Origin of the sequence: Chelatococcus composti, from assembly GCF_014201415.1 — a bacterium.
GTDB lineage: Bacteria > Pseudomonadota > Alphaproteobacteria > Rhizobiales > Beijerinckiaceae > Chelatococcus_A > Chelatococcus_A composti.
The window spans coordinates 31,472-50,112 of record NZ_JACHEH010000008.1 but is presented as its reverse complement, the minus strand read 5'-3'; the positions used below and the strand labels follow the sequence as shown (position 1 = coordinate 50,112).

The following is an 18,641-nucleotide window of genomic DNA, read 5'->3' as shown; positions in this document are numbered from 1 at the left end:
AGCGAAACGTCATGAGCGGCAGCGCTGCCAAGGCCATGCGCGGCGGGGATCTTACGCTCCTGTGGGGGCTCGTGGTCCTCGTCGCCGTTCTCTCCATCCTGCCGCTTGCACGGCTCGTCCTCGAGGGCATCGCGCCAGGCGGCGCGCTCTCCTCCGGCGTGATCGGCGCGGTCCTGTCCGATCCGACCACCTGGACGGCGGTGCGCAACAGCTTGGTGACGACCTTCGGAGGCACCGTCCTCGCCGTCGTCATCGGCAGCATCGTCGCCTGTTTCGTCGCCCTCACCGACATGCGGGCGCGCAACGCCTTCGTGTTTTGTTTTGTGCTGCCGCTGATGATCGCGCCGCAGGTCACGGCGCTCGCCTGGCTGCAGGTGACGGGCCCGTCAAGCGCCCTGCTGAAGACGCTGGGCCTCGCCCCGCCACTGGGCACACGCAACCCGCTCTATTCGGCCGAGGGCATCATCCTGCTGCTCGGCATCCAGTATGCGCCGCTCGTCTTCCTCACGCTGCGCGCTGGCCTGCGCGCCCTGCCGAAGGAGCTGATCGAGGCCGGGCTAGCCGCCGGTGCCGGCAAGCTCACGGTGCTGCGCACCATCATCCTGCCGCTGATGACACCGCCGCTCGTCGCCGGCATCGCCCTGTGCTTCGTCTCGAGCCTCGGCAACTTCGGCATTCCGGCCTTTCTCGGCATTCCCGCGAACTACCTCGTGCTGCCGACGCTGATCTACCAGCGCCTGTCGGGGCTCGGGCCGAGTGCCCTCTCCGAGGTGGCCGTCCTCTCGACGCTCATCGGCGTCATTGCCATGGCGGGCATCGTCGTGCAGGACCTGATGCTGCGCCGTCGCGACTTCCGCATCACCACGACATCGACGGCGGCCAGGCCTTTCGAGCTGCGCGGCTGGCGGCTGCCGAGCGAGATCCTGCTGTGGGCGCTTGTGCTCGTCATCCTCGTGGTGCCGCTCGCCGGCCTCGTCGCCACCTCGCTGGTGCCGAGCTACGGCGTGCCGCTGACCGCCGCGTCGGCGACGCTGGAGAACTATGCCTACGTGATGTTCGACCACGCGGCCTCGCGGCGCGCCTTCGCCAACAGCTTCGGGCTGTCGGCTGCTGCCGCCGTCGTGATCGTCGTGGTGTCGGTACCGCTCGCCTACTTCCTCGTCTGGCGGCGCTCGCGCATGCTGCGGCTGCTCAACCTCGCCGCCGAGCTGCCCTATGCCTTGCCGGGCGTGGTGCTGGCCATCGCGGCCATCCTCATCTTCCTCAAGCCGCTGCCGGTGTTCGGCGTCTCGCTCTACAACACCATCTGGATCATCTTCTTCTGCTACGTGGCGCGCTTCCTCGTGCTCGGGCTGCGCCCCGTCGCCAGCGGCTACCACCAGCTCGACCGGACGCTCGAAGAGGCGGCCCAGGTTGCGGGGGCTGGGCTCCTGCGCCGGCTCGTCACCATCATCCTGCCGCTCGTTGCCCCGGCGGCGACGGCGGGCGCGCTTCTCGTCTTCCTCACGGCCTTCAACGAGCTCACGGTGTCGGCCCTCCTCTGGTCGTCCGGCAACGAGACGCTCGGCGTCGTCGTCTTCTCCTTCGAACAGGGCGGCGATTCCACCTATGCGGCGGCGCTCGCGGTGCTGACGGTCATCGTCACGCTGGCGCTGATGCTCGCCACCCTTCTCTTTGCTCGCAAGCTGCCCCAGGGAGTGCTGCCGTGGCGCGACTGACCATCGACAGGGTCTCCAAGACTTTCGGCAACTACCGCGCCCTGGACGCCGTCTCCATGGAGGTGCGGGACGGGGAGTTCCTCGCCGTGCTCGGCCCCTCCGGCTGCGGCAAGACGACCCTCCTGCGGCAGATCGCCGGCTTCGACCAGATCGACGATGGCGAGATCCGCATCGGCGACACGGTGGTGTCCGACGCGCGCCGCCATGTGCCGCCGGAGCACCGGCGCGTCGGCATCGTCTTCCAGTCCTATGCGCTGTGGCCGCACATGAGCGTGTTCGACAACGTCGCCTACGGCCTCAAGGTGGCGGGGGTGAAGGACCCGGAGCGGACGCGCCGCGTCAAGGAGGCGCTCGCGCTCGTGGGGCTCGAGGCCTTCGCCGAGCGCCGGCCGGGTCTTCTCTCCGGCGGCCAGCGCCAGCGCGTCGCGCTCGCGCGCTGCCTCGTCACCGAACCCTCGCTCGTGCTGCTCGACGAGCCGCTCGCCAACCTCGACGTGCACCTGCGCGCGGCGATGGAGGACGAGTTCGCCCGCTTCCACGAGCGCACGGCGACGACGATGATCTACATCACCCACGACCAGGCGGAGGCCATGGCGCTTGCCGACCGCATCGCGGTGATGGACCGCGGCCGCCTGCTGCAGATCGCGACGCCGTCGGACCTGTTCCGCCAGCCGGCGAACGAGACCGTGGCCCGCTTCATCGGCGAGGGCATGGTGCTGCCCGCCGAGGTCGGCGCCGCCGACAGCGAGGGCCGCTGCCACGGCCGCATCTACGGGCTCGAGGTGTCGCTGCGCGCCTCGCCGCTGCAGAAAGCCGGCCACGCCAAGGTATGCCTCCGCGCCCGCGACCTCGCCATCGCCGGGCCGGGCCAGACGGGCCTTTCTGCCCACATCGTGCGCACCGTCTACCAGGGCGGCTTCTTCCGGCTCGAAGCCAGTCTCGTGCGGGCGCCCGACGTCACCGTCCACCTCGCGGTGCCGGAGCCTTTCCACCACGGTCCCGGCGACGTCGTGGACATCGTCGTGAACGACGGCTGGGTGCTGCCGGCGACGACCGAAAGCTGAAGCAGATGCGAATTCACCTCCTCGGCGGCTTCGGAGAGAAGGGCCGCACGAGCCTCGCCATCGAGAGCAAGGGCTACCGCCTCATGCTCGATGCGGGCATCAACACGAGCGTGCCCATGGATCACGCGGACTACTACCCGCGTGTCTCTCCGGCCGCGCTCGCCGCCACCGATGCGCTCATCATCACCCATGCCCATGAAGACCATGTGACGGCGCTCGGCTGGGCCCTCGCACACGGCTTTGCCGGCCGCATCCTGATGGGCGCGGAAACCGCGCGCGACGCGGATCTCGCCTGGGCGGCCTATGCCGCGCCGGACGATCGCGCGCGGGCGAAGGCCGCCGCCGTCGAGCCCCTGCCGGCCCGCGGCACTGTGACGCTCGGCCCCTTCACCGTGACCACAGGCCGCTCGGGACACATCGTCGGCGGCTCCTGGTGCGTGATCGACGACGGCGAGCGGCGCTTCGCCTATTGCGGAGACGTGGTGCCGGACAGCCCTGTGTTCATGATGGACCCGCTGCCGCCCTGCGACGCCATCGCCATCGACGCCTCCTATGGCGACGATGACGTGCCGGCGCGCGAGCGCGCGCGTCAGGTGGCCGCCTTCGTGGCGGAGCACCCCGAGGGATGCGTGCTGCCGACGCCGCTCGCCGGCCGCTCGCTGGAGCTGCTCGCCATCCTGCCCGAGCCGATTGCCCTCGCCCCCGGCATGCGCGCCTCCCTCGAGGCGCAGCTCGCTGCCGACGAATGGCTGCGGCCCGGCGTCAGCGGGAGCCTCGCCGCACGCCTCGCCGCTGCGCGCGACTGGCGGGAGGGCGAGCCGCTGCCGCAGGCCGCCCTGCTCTGCCACGACGGCATGGGCATGTCAGGCCCCGCGGCTACGATTCTGCCCCTTGCCGAGCAGCGCGGCCATCCGGTGCTGTTCACCGGCCACCTGCCCAAGGACAGCCCCGGCGACAGGATGGTACGGGCCGGTCGGGCGGCCTGGAACCGCCTGCCGACCCACCCGACGCTCGGCGAGAACCGCGCCATCGTCGCCGCCAGCGGCGCGCGCGTCGTCCTCGGCCATTCCTGCGATCCGGCGACGCTGCGCGCCCTGGCGGCGCACATCCCCCTCTTGCGCGCCGACCTTTCGACCGGCGCGAGCCTCGACATCTGAAGGGCCTCCATGCGCGTTCTCATCTCCAACGACGACGGCATCACCTCTCCGGGCCTCGCACTGCTGGCCGAGGCGGCACGGGCGCGGGGGGACGAGGTGTGGATCGTCGCGCCGGAGCGGAAGTGGACGGCGGCGAGCCACCAGCTCTCCTTCGACAGGGACATCGTGCTGACCCGGCAGGACGAGCGGACCTATGCCTGCTCCGGCGCACCGGCTGACTGTGTCGTGGCCGCCCTGTCGGTGCTGATGGCCGAGGCACGGCCCGATCTCGTCCTCTCCGGCATCAATGACGGGCGCAACGTGGGGGAGGACATGGCCTATTCCGGCACCATGGCCATCGCCCGCGAGGCGGCCATGTGGGGGCTTCCGGCGCTCGCCTTCTCCCGCACCAAGGGTGGCGCCGCAGGCGGGCGCGAGCGGGACGCGGTGCGGGCTCTCATCGACCTCCTGTGGGCGGCGCGGGGCGACTGGCACAGCGAGGGAACGTGGCTGTCCGTCAACCTGCCGAAGGAACTGCCGGCCCCGCTCGCCGGCGCGCGCATCGGCCGCGACAAGATCGCCTCGGCGATGGATGTGACGGAGCGGGACGGGGACCGCATCACCTGCCGCATCCGTCGCGGGCGGCCGCACACCCTGCTGCCGGGCGACGAGAACACGGCCATCGACTGCGGCCATGTCACCATCGTGCGGCACTGCTGGTTCGCCCATGCGCCGCTCGACGATGCAACCATAGCGGGCTGGGCCGGCATGGTGAAATAACCGGCTTACAGTAAGATGCGACATCGGCGGGGAGACGAAACACCGAGCGAGGCAGACGGATACGGCCGCCAGGCGGCAAGGGAGCGGTGAATGTCGGCGAATCTGGTGCTGATCGACCTTCTGGGCGCCGGGGCCCTGCTGCTCTGGGGCCTGCGCATGGTCAAGACCGGGGTCACCCGCGCCTTCGGCTCCAGCCTCCGGCACTGGATCGCGCTCGGCACCACCAACCGTTTCAAGGCTTTTTTCGCCGGCCTGGCGGCAACCATCGCCGTGCAGAGCAGCACGGCCACGGCCCTCATCACCGCCTCCTTTGCCAGCCGCGAGCTGATGACCACGGCCATGGCGCAGGCGATCATGATCGGCGCCAACGTGGGCACGGCGCTGGTGACGCGGCTGCTGGCGCTCGACCTGCACTGGCTGTCCCCGGTGCTGATCCTGTGCGGCGTCGCCACCTTCATGGCGACCGACAGCTCCAAGCCCAAGGCCATCGGCCGCGCCATCATCGGCCTCGGCCTCATGCTCCTGTCGCTGCAGCTTATCGGCGGGGCGACGGAGCCGATGCGCGCCTCCCCCACGCTGCAGAGCCTGCTCGCCGCACTCGGCGCAGCGCCCGTCGTCGGCCTGCTGGTGGCGGCGGTGCTTGCCTTCGTTGCCGCCTCCAGCCTTGCCATCGTGCTGCTCGTTGCCTCGCTCGCCGCCTCGAGCAACATGGACCCGGGGCTTGTCGTCGCGCTCGTCCTCGGCGCCAATCTCGGCGGGGCCGTGCCGCCGGCGCTCGCCACCGCGGGCTACGGCCCGCTGGCGCGCCGCGTGACGCTGGGCAACCTCGCCGTCCGCGGCGCCGGCTGCCTGCTGGCCCTGCCATTCATCGGCCCGGCCGAGGGCTACCTCGCCCATGCTGCGGCGCTGACGAGCACTTTCGCCGTCGACGTGCACCTGGCCTTCAACATTGCGCTCGCCGTGATCTTCCTGCCGCTCGTCGGCGTCATCGCGCGCATCGCCGAGCGGCTGCTGCCACAGCTGCCCGACACACGCATGGGGCCGCGCTATCTCGACGAGGCGTCGCTCGACACGCCTGCCGTGGCGCTGAGCTGCGCCGCCCGCGAGACGCTGCGCATCGGCGACGTGATCGAGGTGATGCTGGTCAAGAGCCTGGAGGCGCTGCGCAACAACGACGCCAAGCTCAAGAGCGAGATCGCCAAGATGGACGACGAGGTGGACGCGCTGCAGCAGGCGGTGAAGCTCTACCTCTCGCGCCTGGGCCACGAGGGGCTCGACGACGAGGATGCGCGCAAGGCCACGGAGATTATCTCCTACGCCATCAACCTCGAGCATATCGGCGACATCATCGACAAGAGCCTGCTCGACATGATCGGCAAGAAGATCAAGTACGGGCTGCGCTTCTCGCGCGAGGGCATGGCGGAGATCGAGGAGCTGCACGCGCGCACGCTGGAGAACCTGCGCATCGCCCAGAGCATCTTCATCAGCCGGGACATGGACCTCGCCCGCAAGCTCGTGGAGGTGAAGGTGAACGTGCGCCACATGGAGCGCCAGTCCGCCGAGCGGCACCTGGAACGCCTGCGCGAGGGGCGCATCGAGAGCATCCAGTCGAGCACGCTGCACCTGGACGTGCTGCGCGACCTCAAGCAGATCAACGCCCACATCACCTCGGTCGCCTACCCCATCCTCGACGAGGCGGGCGCCCTGCGCGAGAGCCGCCTGCGCAGCGACGGCACGGCCGCCATGGCCTGAAGGCAAGGCCGCAACCGGCAAAGGAGAACGGCCCGCCCCTTCCGGAGCGGGCCGTTGCCGATCGGGCAGGGGCGATGCCCTGCGTTCCGGCGGTGCGTCAGGGCATCAGCTGGCCGCCGTTGACCTCGATCACCTGGCCGGTGATGTAGCCGCTCATCGCCGGGGAGGCGAGGAAGACGTAGGCGCCGACGCACTCCTGCGGCTCGCCGATGCGCCCCATGACGATGGTCTTGCGCATGGCCTCCAGCATCTCCGGCGTAGAGAAACGCTGGTGGAACGGCGTTATGATGACGCCGGGGGCGACCGCGTTCACGCGGATGTTGTCCGCCGCATATTCCTTGGCCATGTTGCGCGTCAGGTTCGACACGAAGGCCTTGGCGCTTGCATAGAGCCCCGCGCCGGGACCTCCGCCGTTGCGCGCGGCGATGGAGCTCGTGTTGATGATGGCGCCGCCGCCGGCCTTCCTGAGGTGCGGCACGGCGGCCTTCGAGGCCATGACGACCGAGCGCACGTTGAGGTCGATCACCCGGTCGAAGAGCTCGTCCGTGATGTCGGTTACCGGCGAGCGCTGCACGAGCGCACCGGCATTGTTGATGAGCACGTCGAGTCCGCCGAGGATGCCGGCTGCCTCGTTGACGACGCGGATCGCCTCGGCCGAGACGCTGACGTCGCCCTTGAGCAGGTCGGCCTTGCCACCGGCCTTGCGGATGGTGTCGACGACGGCCCTGGCGTCGTCCTCGCTGGAGTTGTAGTGCACGACGACATGGCTGCCGAGGCGCCCGAACTCGATGGCCGTGGCCGCGCCGATGCCGGTGCTCGCGCCGGTGATGAGGACGCGCTTGCCCTTGAGATCATCCAACATGTCGGTTTCGTCTCCCTAGACTGGACCGCCGGCACCACGGCCCGTCCGCGGACGGCCAGCGATCGTTTCCCCGTTGGTTCGGCGCGAGCCGCCCCCGAAGACCGCGCGTCTCCGGCCCCGCACCTCAGGCGGCCGGCGACCAGAGCCCGCCTGGCTCGGGAAAGCTCGGCCCGTCTGCCGGCGGCCGCGCAGACTCGTCTGTTAATCGATTTATTTCCTTCATATCCCCTATGCCGCCGCACGCCAACTCCCGTTCGTCGCCAGAGAGCCTCGCGAGCGGCAAAAGGCCGGCGGCTGATGCCCGGCCCCTCCTTCAACCATAGCCGCGCGCCCTGCGCCGGCTTGCCAGATCGCGCCGCTTAAATTATCAATATCGATATTGATATTGATATCGATAACCGTGGATGCGGAAAGGACTCTGGCCGTGCGTCCGCGCGAGGCAGCCTATTCGGCGGTCAAACGCCGTATCATCCTCAACGAACTGCAGCCCGGCATCACGCTGACCGAGCTCGGCCTTGCGCGTGAGCTCGGCTGCAGCCAGGGCACCGTGCGCGAGGCACTGCTGCGCCTGCAGGAGGACGGGCTCGTCATCCGCAGCGGCCATCGCGGCACCACGGTCACGCCGCTTGCCCCGGAAGAGGCCGACGAAATTCTCGCGCTGCGGCGCCGCATCGAGAAGCGCGGCGCCGTTCGTGCCGCCGCCGCGGTGACGGATGCGGCCCTCGCGCAGCTGCGCGCCCTGCAGGACGAGATGGAGCGCGCAGCCGGCGCAGGCGACCAGTACCAGCTCATCGAGCTCGACACCGAGTTTCACCTTTTCATCTTCCGCCTCGCGGGCCTGCAGGCGCTGGAGCAGATCCTCGTGCGCTGCATCCTGCATTCGCACCGGCAGAAACTGTGGGAGCCGCGCCACCGCCGCCCCCTGCTCGAGACGGCCCGCCGGCACCGGCCCATCTACGAGCGCCTCGCCGCGCGCGACGGCAGCGGCCTCGCCGAGGCGCTCGGCCATCACATCGACACCATCGTCGACATTTCCTCGGAGCGCCAGTCGGCATGACCCCGTCTCTCGACCCGCATTTCCGGCCCATCTACGAGCGCATGCGTACCGCGCCGGCCATCGACTATCGCGCCATGCCGATCGGCGAGGCACGCAAGACCTTCGAGGCGCTGGCGCAGCCCTGGAACGAGGGTGCGCCGGCGCTTGCGGCCGTGCGGGAGTTCACGGTGCGCACCGCCGCCGGCCAGATGCGGGCGCGGCTTTACGAGCCAGCGGCGGATGCGCTCGCGAACGGCCTCGTCGTCTACGTCCACGGCGGCGGCTGGACCTTCGGCTCCGTCGACACGCACGACGGCACCATGCGCAACCTGGCGCAGGCGTCGGGCTGCGCCGTCTTGGGCATGGACTACCGGCTGGCGCCGGAGCACCCCTTTCCCGCGCCGCTCGACGACGTTCTCGCCGCCCTCGCCTTTGCGGCCGACGGCGGGCTCGGACGCCCCGTCGACATGGGGCGGATCGCCCTCGCCGGCGATTCCGCCGGGGCAAACCTCGCGCTCGCCGCCCTCCTCGCCCGGCGCGACCGGAGGCAGACGCTGCCGCCGACAGCGGCCCTCTTCTACGGCTGCTATGCGCCGATCTTCGACACGGCGAGCCACGAGCGGCTGGGCGACGGCAGCTTCTTTTTCAGCACCGCGATCATGCAGTGGTACTGGGGCAACTTCCTTGGCCCCCTCCCGGCGGATACGGCCGCGCTCGCCGCCCCGCTGCGGGCGTCGCTCCAGGGTCTGCCGCCGCTCTATCTCAATGCCGCCGGGCTCGACCCGTTGCTCGACGACACGCTGCTGCTCGCCGAGAAGCTTGCACACGCCGGCATTCCCTTCCGCCTCGACGTGTTTCCCGGCGTCGTCCACGGCTTCCTGCGCATGACGCGCGAGCTGCCAGCGGCACAGGCGGCCATCGCGGCGGCTGCGACGCACATCAGGGAGGTGTTCGGCCGCTAGCGGACGGCCAGCCACACGACACAGACGGGGGTGAACCCCGCAAGACAAAACAAGAAAACCGGAGGAGAGGACATGACCAAGGAGAACACGACCCACCGGAAGGGCCTGGGCCGGCGCAGGTTCCTTCAGCTCGCCGGCGCGGGCGCCCTCGCAGCGCCTTTCGCGGGCAGCTTTCCCGCCCCCGCCATCGCTCAGGAGGTGACGGTGCGCTGGTGGTACCACTTCGACAACCCGCAGCACTCCCCTGCCGAGCTGGTGGCGAAGTTCGAGAAGGAGAACCCCGGCATCAAGATCGTCGCCGAGAGCATCCCGTGGGGCGGCGGCAACGACTATTACACCCGCCTCTTCGCCGCGCTCGTCGCGGGCAATGCGCCCGACTGTGCGATGGTAAAGCTCAACAACCAGGCCCGTCTCGTCGAGATGGGGGCGCTCGAGCCGCTCGACGACATGCTCAAGGGCTGGGAGGCCCGCTCCGACATCGCCGAGGACATCTGGCAGCTCAACAGGGCGAGCGACGGCAAGCAGTATTACCTGCCGCTGCAGTACGTGGTGCTCTACCTCTACTACCGGCAGGATCTCTTCGATCAGGCCGGCATCGCCCCGCCGCGCAGCTTCGACGACTTCCTCAAGGCGGCGAAGGCGCTCACCAAGGACGGCGTCTACGGTTTCGGCATGCGCGGTGGCGCCGGCGGCCACGACCACTGGGGACCCTTCGTGCTCGGCGGCGGCGCCACCTTCGAGAAGGGCGGCATGGTGAGCGAGAAGGCCCTTGCCGCCAACCGCTGGTTCGTGGAACTCGGCACCAAGGAGAAGGTCTTCCCGCCCTCGGCACCGACCGACGGCTTCCGCCAGATCATTGACGGCTTCAAGGCCGGCCGCACCGCCATGACCATCCACCACGTCGGCTCGTCCAACGAGATGGTCGAGGCGCTCGGCGACAAGGTCTCGGCGGTGCCGGTACCGCGCGCGCCCGACGGTCGCGGCTGGACCTCCTTCGGCGACGAGTCGAACGCCATCTTCTCGGCGAGCCCCAACAAGGAAGCCGCCTTCAGGTGGATCTCCTTCCTGTCCACGGCCGAGAACAACGTCGCCTTCAACGGCTTCACCGGCCAGCTCACCGTCACCACATCGGGCATGGCCGACTGGAAGCTGCATCCCAAGCGCTTCGTCACAGCGAGCGAACAGTCCCTCGCCATCGCCGGCGTGCTGCCGGACAGTCCAAAGACGGCGGATTTCGTGCGCACCGTCTGGCCCACCAACATGCAGCGTGCGCTGCTGGGCCAGATCAGCCCCGACGAGATGATGCATGCCTTCGAGAAGCACTTCCACGGTTGAGGGGCGGCGGGGGCGCGGCCCCCGCGCCCCACGGGCGGAGCGCGGCCCGTGCCGCCTCCCCTGCCTTTTCCGGAGTTCAGGCCCGTGACGAGCCTTGTGACGGCGGGAGCGCGCTCGCGCGCGTTCATGACACCCTATGCCTTCCTGCTGCCGGCCCTCGTGGTCACGGCGGCCGTCATCCTCTTTCCCGTCCTGCAGACGGCGTGGATGAGCCTGCACGACTTCGTGCTCTTCCGCCCGCGGGACGTGCCCTTCATCGGCCTCGGCAACTTCGAGCGCATGTGGAACGACGAGGTCTTCTGGATTTCGCTCGGCCACTCCTTCCTGTGGATCGCGCTCGTCGTGGGCTTCCAGTTCCTGCTGGGGCTCGGCGCCGCCCTGCTGCTCAACCAGAGCTTCTGGTGGCGGGGCCTGGCGCGCTCACTGGTCGTCGTGCCGTGGGCGCTGCCGAGCGTCATCATCGGCCTGATGTGGACGTGGATGTACGACTTCAACGTCGGCGTCATCAACGACGGGCTCATCCGGCTCGGCCTCATCTCGGAGCCGGTGGCCTGGCTGGCGCGGCCCGACACCGCCTTCTACGCTGTCATCGTCGCCCTCATCTGGCAGGGCTTTCCCTTCTTCGCCGTCGTCGTCCTCGCCGGCCTGCAGACGATCCCCGCCGAGCTCTACGAGGCGGCGGAGATCGACGGGGCAAGCCGCTTCCAGAAGCTCGTCTATGTCACGCTGCCCTCGATCTCGGAGGTGATCGCCACCGCGCTCCTCCTGCGCACGATCTGGGTGGCGAACTCGCTCGACGTCATCCTCGTCATGACCGGCGGCGGGCCGGGCTATGCCACGCACACGCTGCCGCTCTACGCCTTCCTCAAGGCCTACAGCGGCATGGAATTCGGCTATGGCGCGGCGCTGGCGCTGGTGCTCACGGCGCTGCTGCTCGTCGTCGTCTTCGTCTACGTGCGCCGCGTGGCGCGGGAGATCGGCCGATGATCGAGCGCTGCTCCCGCCTCGCCCGCATTCTGCAGGTGGAGATCCCCGTTCTCGTCATCGTGCTCTTCGCGCTGGCGCCCTATGCGTGGATGGTGATCACCTCCTTCAAGCCCAACGAGGAGATTGCGCAGTGGCCGGTGGCCTACTGGCCGAGCGAGGGCACGCTGAAGCACTACCGCGACCTTCTCGCGCGCACGACCTTTGCCGGCAACCTGCTCAACAGCTTCATCGTCGCCGTCGGGGCAGTCGCGGTGGGACTCCTCGTCAGCGTGCCGGCCGCCTATGCCTTCTCGCGCTTCCGCTTTCCCGGCCGACGCTGGCTGATGGTGCAGTTCCTGGTCGTGAACATGTTCCCGATCGTGCTCATCATCATCCCGCTCTTCGTCCTGATGCGCTCGCTCGGCCTGCTCGACACCTTCATCGGCGTCATCGCGGGACACTCGACCTTCGCCATCCCATTCTCGGTCTGGATGATGACGAGCTACATGAATGCGATCCCGACCGAGCTCGACGAGGCGGCCATCATGGACGGCGCGAGCCGGCTGCAGACCATCCGCCTCGTCATCCTTCCGCTCGTCATGCCCGGCATCGTGACGACCGGCATCTACATCTTCGTCACCTCCTGGAACGAATACCTCTTCGCGATGATGCTGTCGGGCCAGAACGTGCGCACCGTCACGGTAGCCCTGCAGCTCTTCATCGGCGAGTTCACGGTGCAGTGGGGCCTGCTCACGGCGGGCGGAACGCTCGTCGCCATTCCCGTCACCATCCTCTTCCTCCTCGTGCAACGGCGGCTCGTGAGCGGTCTCACGGCCGGTGCGGTGAAGTCATGACAGTGAAAACAAACCCGATCGGCGTCATCTCGATGTTCTATGCCCGGCCTTTTGGCCGCGAGCACTTCCCCACCCTCGCCCGGGCGAAGAAGGCCGGCTGCGACTTCATCGAGCTGCTGGTGCCGGAGCCCGGCGAGCTTGACCTCGCCGAGACGAAGGCGGCGCTCGCCGACAACGGCCTTGGCGTGGTGCTGGCCGCCCGCGTCAACCTGGCCCGCGACATCTCGAGCGCCGACGAGGCCGCCCAGCAGGCGGGCATCCGCTATCTCGAGACGTGCATCGAGACGGCCACCGCGCTCGGCGCCACCATAGTCGGCGGGCCGCTCTACGGGGCGCCGATGGTGTTTGCCGGGCGCGCCCCCGCCCCCGTCACGGAGGACGAGCGCAGGCGGCGAATCGACCGTGTCGTCTCCGGCCTGAAGAAGGCGTGCCGGCGCGCCGGGAATGCGGGCGTCACCCTCGGCCTCGAGCCGCTCAACCGCTTCGAGACGGACATCGCCAACACCACGCGCCACGGCCTCGCCATCGTCGAGGCGGTCGATTCACCGGCCCTCGGCGTGATGCTCGACACCTTCCACATGAACATGGAGGATCCCTCGATCCCTGATGCCATCCGCCGTGCCGGCAAGCGGCTGGTGCACTTCCAGGCCAACGAGAACAACCGCGGCTTCGTCGGCTCCGGCCACATCAACTGGCCGGCCGTGGCGCGGGCCCTCGCCGACATCGGCTATGCGGGCCCGATCACGCTCGAACCCTTCCGCCGAGACGACGAGCGGCCGGGGGTGCCGCTCGCCCAGTGGCGCGCCCCGCAACGCGACGAGGATGGCGAGCTCGCCCGCAGCATCGCCTATCTCAAGGCGGCGCTCGCCTTTGCCGCGAGGGCCTGAGCCATGCCCCTCCGCATCGGCTGGATCGGCTGCGGCACGCATGCCAACGAAATGCTGCTGCCGCAGCTCATCCGTCACGACGTCACCATAGCCGCTCTCTGCGACACCGACGCGACGCGCCTCGCCCGGACGGCGGCGCGCTACGGCATCGCGGCCGTGGACACGACGGGCGACTGGCAGGCGGTGCTGGCGCGGCAGGACATCGACGCCATCGGCGTCGCCACCGGCCCGGCCGCGCATTTCACGATCGGCATGGCTGCAATCGCGCGCAGGCTGCCCCTTTTCATCGAGAAGCCCCCGGCCACGACGGCGGGCGATGCGCAGAAGCTGGCCGAGGCTGCGAAGGCCGCGGGCGTGCCCGTCGTGCTCGGTTTCATGAAGCGCTATTCCACGGCAAACCGCATCGCCGCAAACGTTATCGCCAGGCCCGAGTTCGGCACACCGGCGAGCTTCCTCGGCGAATACATGACGGCGCCGACATATTTCGAGAAGGATCCCGACTACACGGGCTTCTACCTGCACCACTGCGTACACTACCTCGACCTCGTGCCCTGGCTCATGGGAGAGGTCGCGCAGATCGGCGCGCGCAAGCACGAGCTCGCGCCCGGCAAGCTGCTGCTGCATGTGGACTTCCGCTTCGCGAGCGGTGGCATCGGCACGCTCGTCATGGGCACGCACCAGTCGCGCGGCACCCCCATGGAATGGTGGCAGGTGATGGCCGATCACCAGCGCGTCGAGGTGCGCAACGTGCACGAGGTGCGCTACTACCGCGCCCCACCCTTCAAGGTGAGCCGCACGGACGCGAGCCTCGTCGACGGCGAGGACACCCTCGTGTGGGAGCCGAACCTCACCGTCGCGGCCAACGAGGACCACAAGGGCTATCACGCCCTGCTGGGAGACTTCCTTGCCGTGGCGCGGGGCGAGAGACGCCACGTGCCGGACGCTGCAGCCGGCGCGCGGGCGATGCATCTGCTCGAGGCGATCATCGAGCGGTAAGGGCTACCGGGCGCCCTCCCGGCGCGACAGGGCGGCAGCCACCCAGAAGCCGAGGGCAAGCAGGCTGCCAGCCGCGATGATGCCGACGAGCACGGCATCGTAGGAACCGGCGGCGGCCCAGAGGACCGCAGCGCCCGCGGGCGCGAGCGCCTTGGCGACCGTGCCCGGCACCGAAAGTGCGCCCGTCACGGCGCCATAGGCGTCGCGCGTCACCATCTCCGGCACGGCGAGGCCGCGCACGATCGTCATGATGCCGTTGGCGCCGCCATAGGCAGCGGCGACCACGGCGATGAGCGCGAAGCTCGGTGGCAGCGCGGCCAGCATCAGCAAGGCGAACGGGAAGACGGCGACGACCGCCGAGCCGATGGCACGCACCGAGGCGCGCGCCGCGAACAGCCAGACGAGGAGGCGCCCCGCCACCTGCGCCGGGCCGATGATCGCCATGGCCGCCACCACCGCGGCGGGAGCGAAGCCCCTTTCCGTCAGCAGCGGATAGAGGTGGAAGGTGAAGGCCGAGAAGGTGGCCGCATAGGCCGTGAAGGCGAGGGCCAGCGCCCAGAAGACGGGGCGGCGCGCCGCAGCGGCGACAGCTGCGCGCCCGTCGAGCGGAGGCGTCCCGCCACCGTGATGCACTGGCGCGGTGTCGGCGCGCGGGTCGATGACCGCCGCATAGAGTCCGGTGCAGACGACGAGGTTGACGGCGCCGAGGACCATCAGCGCCCCACGCCAGCCGAGGCTGGACATGAGCAGCTCGACGAAGGGGATGAAGACGGTCGAGGCGAAGCCGCCCCACAGGCTGACGGCCGTGATGCCGGCCCGCGCGGCGCCTGCGCCGGTGCGACGGGCGACGACGGCGAAGGCCGCCTCGTAGAGCGTCGCCGCCTGGAGGGTGCCGAGACCGGCAACGGCGAGGTAGAAGACCGGCAGGCTCTCGACCTGCGACCACAAAAGGAACAGCAGCCCGGCGAGCACCGAGCCGCCGGCCATGACGGCGCGGCCCTGGCCGCGGTCGATGGCGGCACCGACGGGATAGGCCGCAAGGCCGCTGAGCAGCAGGCCGAGCGTGGCCGCGCCGTAGAGCTGTGGCTTGTCCCAGCCCAGCTCGCGCCCCATCGCCTCGGCGATCTGCGGAAAGCTGTAATAGAGCGAGCCCCAGGAACAGATCTGTCCGATGCCGAGGCCGGTGATGAAGAAGCTGCGCCCGCCGGCGGGCGTGGTGGCGGGCGCAGTTGCCGTCATCGCGGGGTCAGCGCCGCAGGCCGCTGACGTCGCGCACCGCGCCGCGGGCGGCACTGGTCGTCAGGGCCGCATAGGCCTTGAGCGCGGCCGTCACGTTGCGCTTGCGCGGCGCAGCCGGCTGCCAGGCGGCGGGGCCCTTGGCCTCCATGGCGGCGCGACGCCGGGCGATCTCCTCCTCCGGCACGGCGAGGTGGATACGCCGGTTGGGGATGTCGATCTCGATGATGTCCCCCTCCTCGACGAGACCGATGGTGCCGCCCTCCGCCGCTTCGGGCGAGACGTGGCCGATGGACAGGCCCGAAGAGCCACCGGAAAAGCGCCCGTCGGTAACGAGGGCGCACAGCTTGCCGAGGCCCTTCGACTTCAGGTAGCTCGTCGGATAGAGCATCTCCTGCATGCCCGGGCCGCCGCGCGGGCCCTCGTAGCGGATGAGCACGATCTCGCCGGGCTTGACCTTGTTGCCGAGGATGCCCTCGACTGCCGCGTCTTGGCTCTCGAAGATGCGCGCCGGGCCAGAGAAGGTCAGGATCGATTCGTCGACGCCGGCCGTCTTCACAATGCAACCGTCCTCGGCGAGGTTGCCGTAGAGCACCGCAAGGCCGCCATCCTTCGAGAAGGCATGTTCCACAGAACGGATGACGCCCTTCTCACGGTCGAGGTCGAGCTCGTCCCAGCGCCGATCCTGGCTGAAGGCCTCCTGCGTCGGCACGCCGCCGGGCGCCGCCCGGTAGAAGGTGCGCACGCTCTCGCTGTCGGTGCGCAGCACGTCCCAGCGATCCAGCGCCTCGGCCAGAGTCTTGCTGTGCACCGTCGGCACGCTGGTGTCGATGAGGCCCGCGCGGTCGAGCTCGCCGAGGATGCCCATGATGCCGCCGGCGCGGTGCACGTCCTCCACATGCACGTGGCTGACGGCAGGCGCCACCTTGCACAGCACCGGCACGCGGCGCGAGAGGCGGTCGATGTCGCTCATGGTGAAGGGCACCTCCGCCTCGTGCGCGGCGGCGAGGAGGTGGAGCACCGTGTTGGTCGAGCCGCCCATGGCGATGTCGAGCGTCATCGCGTTCTCGAACGCCTTGAAGGTGGCAATGGAGCGCGGCAGTACCGAGGCGTCGTCCTGCTCGTAGTAGCGGCGGGCGAGATCGACGATGAGATGGCCGGCCTCGACGAAAAGGCGCCTGCGGTCGGCGTGGGTTGCAAGCATCGAGCCGTTGCCCGGCAGGGCAAGGCCCAGCGCCTCCGTGAGGCAGTTCATGGAGTTGGCCGTGAACATGCCCGAGCACGAGCCGCAGGTGGGGCAGGCCGAGCGCTCGATGACCTTCACGTCCTCATCCGAGACGTTGTCGTCGGCGGCCGCGACCATGGCGTCGACGAGGTCGAGCGCCCTCTTCTTGCCGCCGAGGACAACCTTGCCGGCCTCCATCGGGCCACCGGAGACGAAGACGGTCGGGATGTTGAGGCGCAGGGCCGCCATCAGCATGCCGGGCGTGATCTTGTCGCAGTTGGAGATGCACACCATGGCGTCGGCGCAATGCGCGTTGACCATGTACTCCACGCTGTCGGCGATGATCTCGCGCGAGGGCAGGCTGTAGAGCATGCCGTCGTGGCCCATGGCGATGCCGTCATCCACAGCGATGGTGTTGAACTCCTTCGCGACACCACCCGCCGCCTCGATCTCGCGCGCGACGAGCTGGCCGAGATCCTTCAGATGCACGTGGCCCGGCACGAACTGGGTGAAGGAGTTGACGACTGCGATGATCGGCTTGCCGAAATCACTGTCCTTCATGCCGGTGGCGCGCCAGAGTCCGCGGGCACCGGCCATATTGCGGCCATGGGTCGAGGTACGCGAGCGATAGCTGGGCATCGGATCTTCCATATCCTGGCGCCTTTCGGCGCCGTCCTTGAGCGTGAGCGGGCTTTTTCTTATGGCTGTTCCAAAGAGGCAAGGGACAATGCCAGCGAACAGAAGGAAAAGCCATGCATCCGGGTGCATGGCTGGCGACTGCTGCAGTCAGGGCCACGCAGGAGCCGCCGGTGGTTGAGGTCATCGACATCGTTGATGCCGGCGATCCCCGCATCGACGCCTATCGGGACGTGCGCGAGCGCGATCTCGTCGGTCGGCAGGGACATTTCATCGCCGAGGGCGAAGTGGTGCTGCGCGTGCTGCTGACGCGCGCCGCCGCGCGCACGCGCTCGCTGCTGGTGGCGGCCAACCGCTTCGACAGTCTCAGCGACCTTCTCGCATTGGTGCCGGCGGGCGTGCCGGTCTACCGGGCGGCGCCGGCCGTCATGGACGCCATCGTCGGCTTTCACATCCACCGCGGCATCTTGGCGCTGGGCGAACGCGCGCCGTTGCCCCCCGCGGCTGACCTCCTTGCTCGGCTGCCCGCGGAGGCGCTGGTCGTCGTCGGCCTCGGCATCGCCAACCACGACAACGTCGGCGGCATCTTCCGCAACGCAGCCGCCTTCGGCGCCGCGGCCGTGCTGCTCGACGCGGTGAGCTGCGACCCGCTCTATCGCAAGGCCATCCGGGTTTCCGTCGGCGCGAGCCTCGTCGTGCCCACGGCCCGTATCGGCCGGAACGAGGACGTCGTTGCGCTTCTCGAGGAGAACGGCTTCGCGCCCTTCGCGCTCAGCCCGTCGGGAGCCACGCCGCTCGCGGAGCTTGCGCGCCCTGCCCGCGCCGCCATCCTTCTCGGCGCGGAGGGACCGGGCCTGCCGTCCGATGTCATGGCGCGCACCTCGACCGTCTCCATCCCCATGGCGAAGGGCTTCGATTCCCTCAACGTGGCGACGACGAGCGGGATCGTGCTCTACCACCTGTCGCAGGCGGCAAGGCCACTGGGCCGAGGCGAAGGCGTGCCGCTCGCCTCCTGAACCGCTTGTGTTTCGTGTCAGGGGTGCCGTCAGCTGACCCCTTCGAGGGCGCAGATCGCCACGAAGACGACGAGAGAACCGAGCACGCCGAGAAGCTGGATGGTCAACTCCATGTGTTGCCTCCCTGTGACCCCTGCATGTCATGCAGCCGCCGGCGCAAGGCATGCACCGGCGGTCGCG

General features: G+C 69.4%; 16 protein-coding genes. 13 read left to right on the top strand and 3 right to left on the bottom strand.

Annotated elements, in window-relative coordinates:
- The first annotated feature begins 11 nt into the window (after positions 1–11).
- The 5 genes from HNQ73_RS15865 (at position 12) to HNQ73_RS15845 (ending at position 6,450) form a co-directional block, all read left to right on the top strand.
- Positions 12–1,718 carry an ABC transporter permease gene (locus HNQ73_RS15865; RefSeq protein ID WP_183336057.1) on the top strand — a complete coding sequence of 569 codons (1,707 nt, stop codon included), beginning with the start codon at positions 12–14 and terminating at the stop codon, positions 1,716–1,718.
- Positions 1,706–2,782, top strand: a complete 1,077-nt coding sequence (locus HNQ73_RS15860) for an ABC transporter ATP-binding protein (RefSeq protein WP_183336055.1) — start codon at positions 1,706–1,708, stop codon at positions 2,780–2,782. The genes HNQ73_RS15865 and HNQ73_RS15860 overlap by 13 nt, the downstream gene beginning before the upstream one ends.
- A gap of 5 nt (positions 2,783–2,787) precedes the next feature.
- Positions 2,788–3,939: an MBL fold metallo-hydrolase gene (locus HNQ73_RS15855; protein ID WP_183336053.1), complete on the top strand. Its 1,152-nt coding sequence runs from the start codon at positions 2,788–2,790 to the stop codon at positions 3,937–3,939.
- Positions 3,940–3,948: 9 nt separating this feature from the next.
- Positions 3,949–4,698, top strand: coding sequence for a 5'/3'-nucleotidase SurE (locus tag HNQ73_RS15850; RefSeq protein ID WP_183336051.1), 750 nt, complete (start codon positions 3,949–3,951; stop codon positions 4,696–4,698).
- A gap of 90 nt (positions 4,699–4,788) precedes the next feature.
- Positions 4,789–6,450 (top strand): Na/Pi cotransporter family protein, encoded by a 1,662-nt coding sequence (locus HNQ73_RS15845; protein WP_183336049.1) that lies wholly within the window; start codon positions 4,789–4,791, stop codon positions 6,448–6,450.
- A 97-nt stretch (positions 6,451–6,547) separates the two neighbouring features.
- On the opposite strand, the gene HNQ73_RS15840 is transcribed toward HNQ73_RS15845, so the two are convergent.
- Positions 6,548–7,312 (bottom strand): SDR family NAD(P)-dependent oxidoreductase, encoded by a 765-nt coding sequence (locus tag HNQ73_RS15840; protein ID WP_183336047.1) that lies wholly within the window; start codon positions 7,310–7,312, stop codon positions 6,548–6,550.
- Between the two features lie 424 nt (positions 7,313–7,736).
- On the opposite strand from HNQ73_RS15840, the gene HNQ73_RS15835 reads away from it, so the two are divergent.
- The 7 genes from HNQ73_RS15835 to HNQ73_RS15805 all read left to right on the top strand — a co-directional run bounded on the left by HNQ73_RS15835 (position 7,737) and on the right by HNQ73_RS15805 (position 14,348).
- Complete coding sequence (locus HNQ73_RS15835) at positions 7,737–8,369, top strand: GntR family transcriptional regulator (protein ID WP_183336045.1); 633 nt, start codon at positions 7,737–7,739, stop codon at positions 8,367–8,369.
- The gene (locus tag HNQ73_RS15830; protein WP_183336044.1) at positions 8,366–9,310 is read left to right on the top strand and encodes an alpha/beta hydrolase; all 945 of its coding nucleotides are present in this window, start codon (positions 8,366–8,368) and stop codon (positions 9,308–9,310) included. The genes HNQ73_RS15835 and HNQ73_RS15830 overlap by 4 nt, the downstream gene beginning before the upstream one ends.
- A 72-nt stretch (positions 9,311–9,382) precedes the next feature.
- Positions 9,383–10,645 carry an ABC transporter substrate-binding protein gene (locus tag HNQ73_RS15825; RefSeq protein ID WP_183336042.1) on the top strand — a complete coding sequence of 421 codons (1,263 nt, stop codon included), beginning with the start codon at positions 9,383–9,385 and terminating at the stop codon, positions 10,643–10,645.
- An 84-nt stretch (positions 10,646–10,729) separates the two neighbouring features.
- On the top strand, positions 10,730–11,632 hold the full coding sequence (locus tag HNQ73_RS15820; RefSeq protein WP_183336040.1) for a carbohydrate ABC transporter permease: 903 nt from the start codon (positions 10,730–10,732) through the stop codon (positions 11,630–11,632).
- Positions 11,629–12,465 carry a carbohydrate ABC transporter permease gene (locus HNQ73_RS15815; protein ID WP_183336038.1) on the top strand — a complete coding sequence of 279 codons (837 nt, stop codon included), beginning with the start codon at positions 11,629–11,631 and terminating at the stop codon, positions 12,463–12,465. Before HNQ73_RS15820 ends, HNQ73_RS15815 begins: the two co-directional genes overlap by 4 nt.
- Positions 12,462–13,352, top strand: a complete 891-nt coding sequence (locus HNQ73_RS15810) for a sugar phosphate isomerase/epimerase family protein (RefSeq protein ID WP_183336036.1) — start codon at positions 12,462–12,464, stop codon at positions 13,350–13,352. Before HNQ73_RS15815 ends, HNQ73_RS15810 begins: the two co-directional genes overlap by 4 nt.
- Before the next feature lie 3 nt (positions 13,353–13,355).
- A complete protein-coding gene (locus HNQ73_RS15805; RefSeq protein ID WP_183336035.1) occupies positions 13,356–14,348 on the top strand; it encodes a Gfo/Idh/MocA family protein in 993 nt (330 codons plus the stop codon).
- A gap of 3 nt (positions 14,349–14,351) precedes the next feature.
- Here the strand turns inward: HNQ73_RS15805 and HNQ73_RS15800 are convergent, their stop codons facing one another.
- Positions 14,352–15,587: an MFS transporter gene (locus HNQ73_RS15800; protein ID WP_183336033.1), complete on the bottom strand. Its 1,236-nt coding sequence runs from the start codon at positions 15,585–15,587 to the stop codon at positions 14,352–14,354.
- Positions 15,588–15,594: 7 nt separating this feature from the next.
- Entirely contained in the window at positions 15,595–17,448 is a 1,854-nt protein-coding gene (gene ilvD / locus HNQ73_RS15795; RefSeq protein WP_183336031.1) for a dihydroxy-acid dehydratase, read from the bottom strand.
- Between the two features lie 113 nt (positions 17,449–17,561).
- Here ilvD and HNQ73_RS15790 point away from each other — a divergent pair, with 113 nt between their 5' ends.
- Positions 17,562–18,461 (top strand): TrmH family RNA methyltransferase, encoded by a 900-nt coding sequence (locus HNQ73_RS15790; RefSeq protein ID WP_183336029.1) that lies wholly within the window; start codon positions 17,562–17,564, stop codon positions 18,459–18,461.
- The last annotated feature ends 180 nt before the right edge of the window (positions 18,462–18,641 follow it).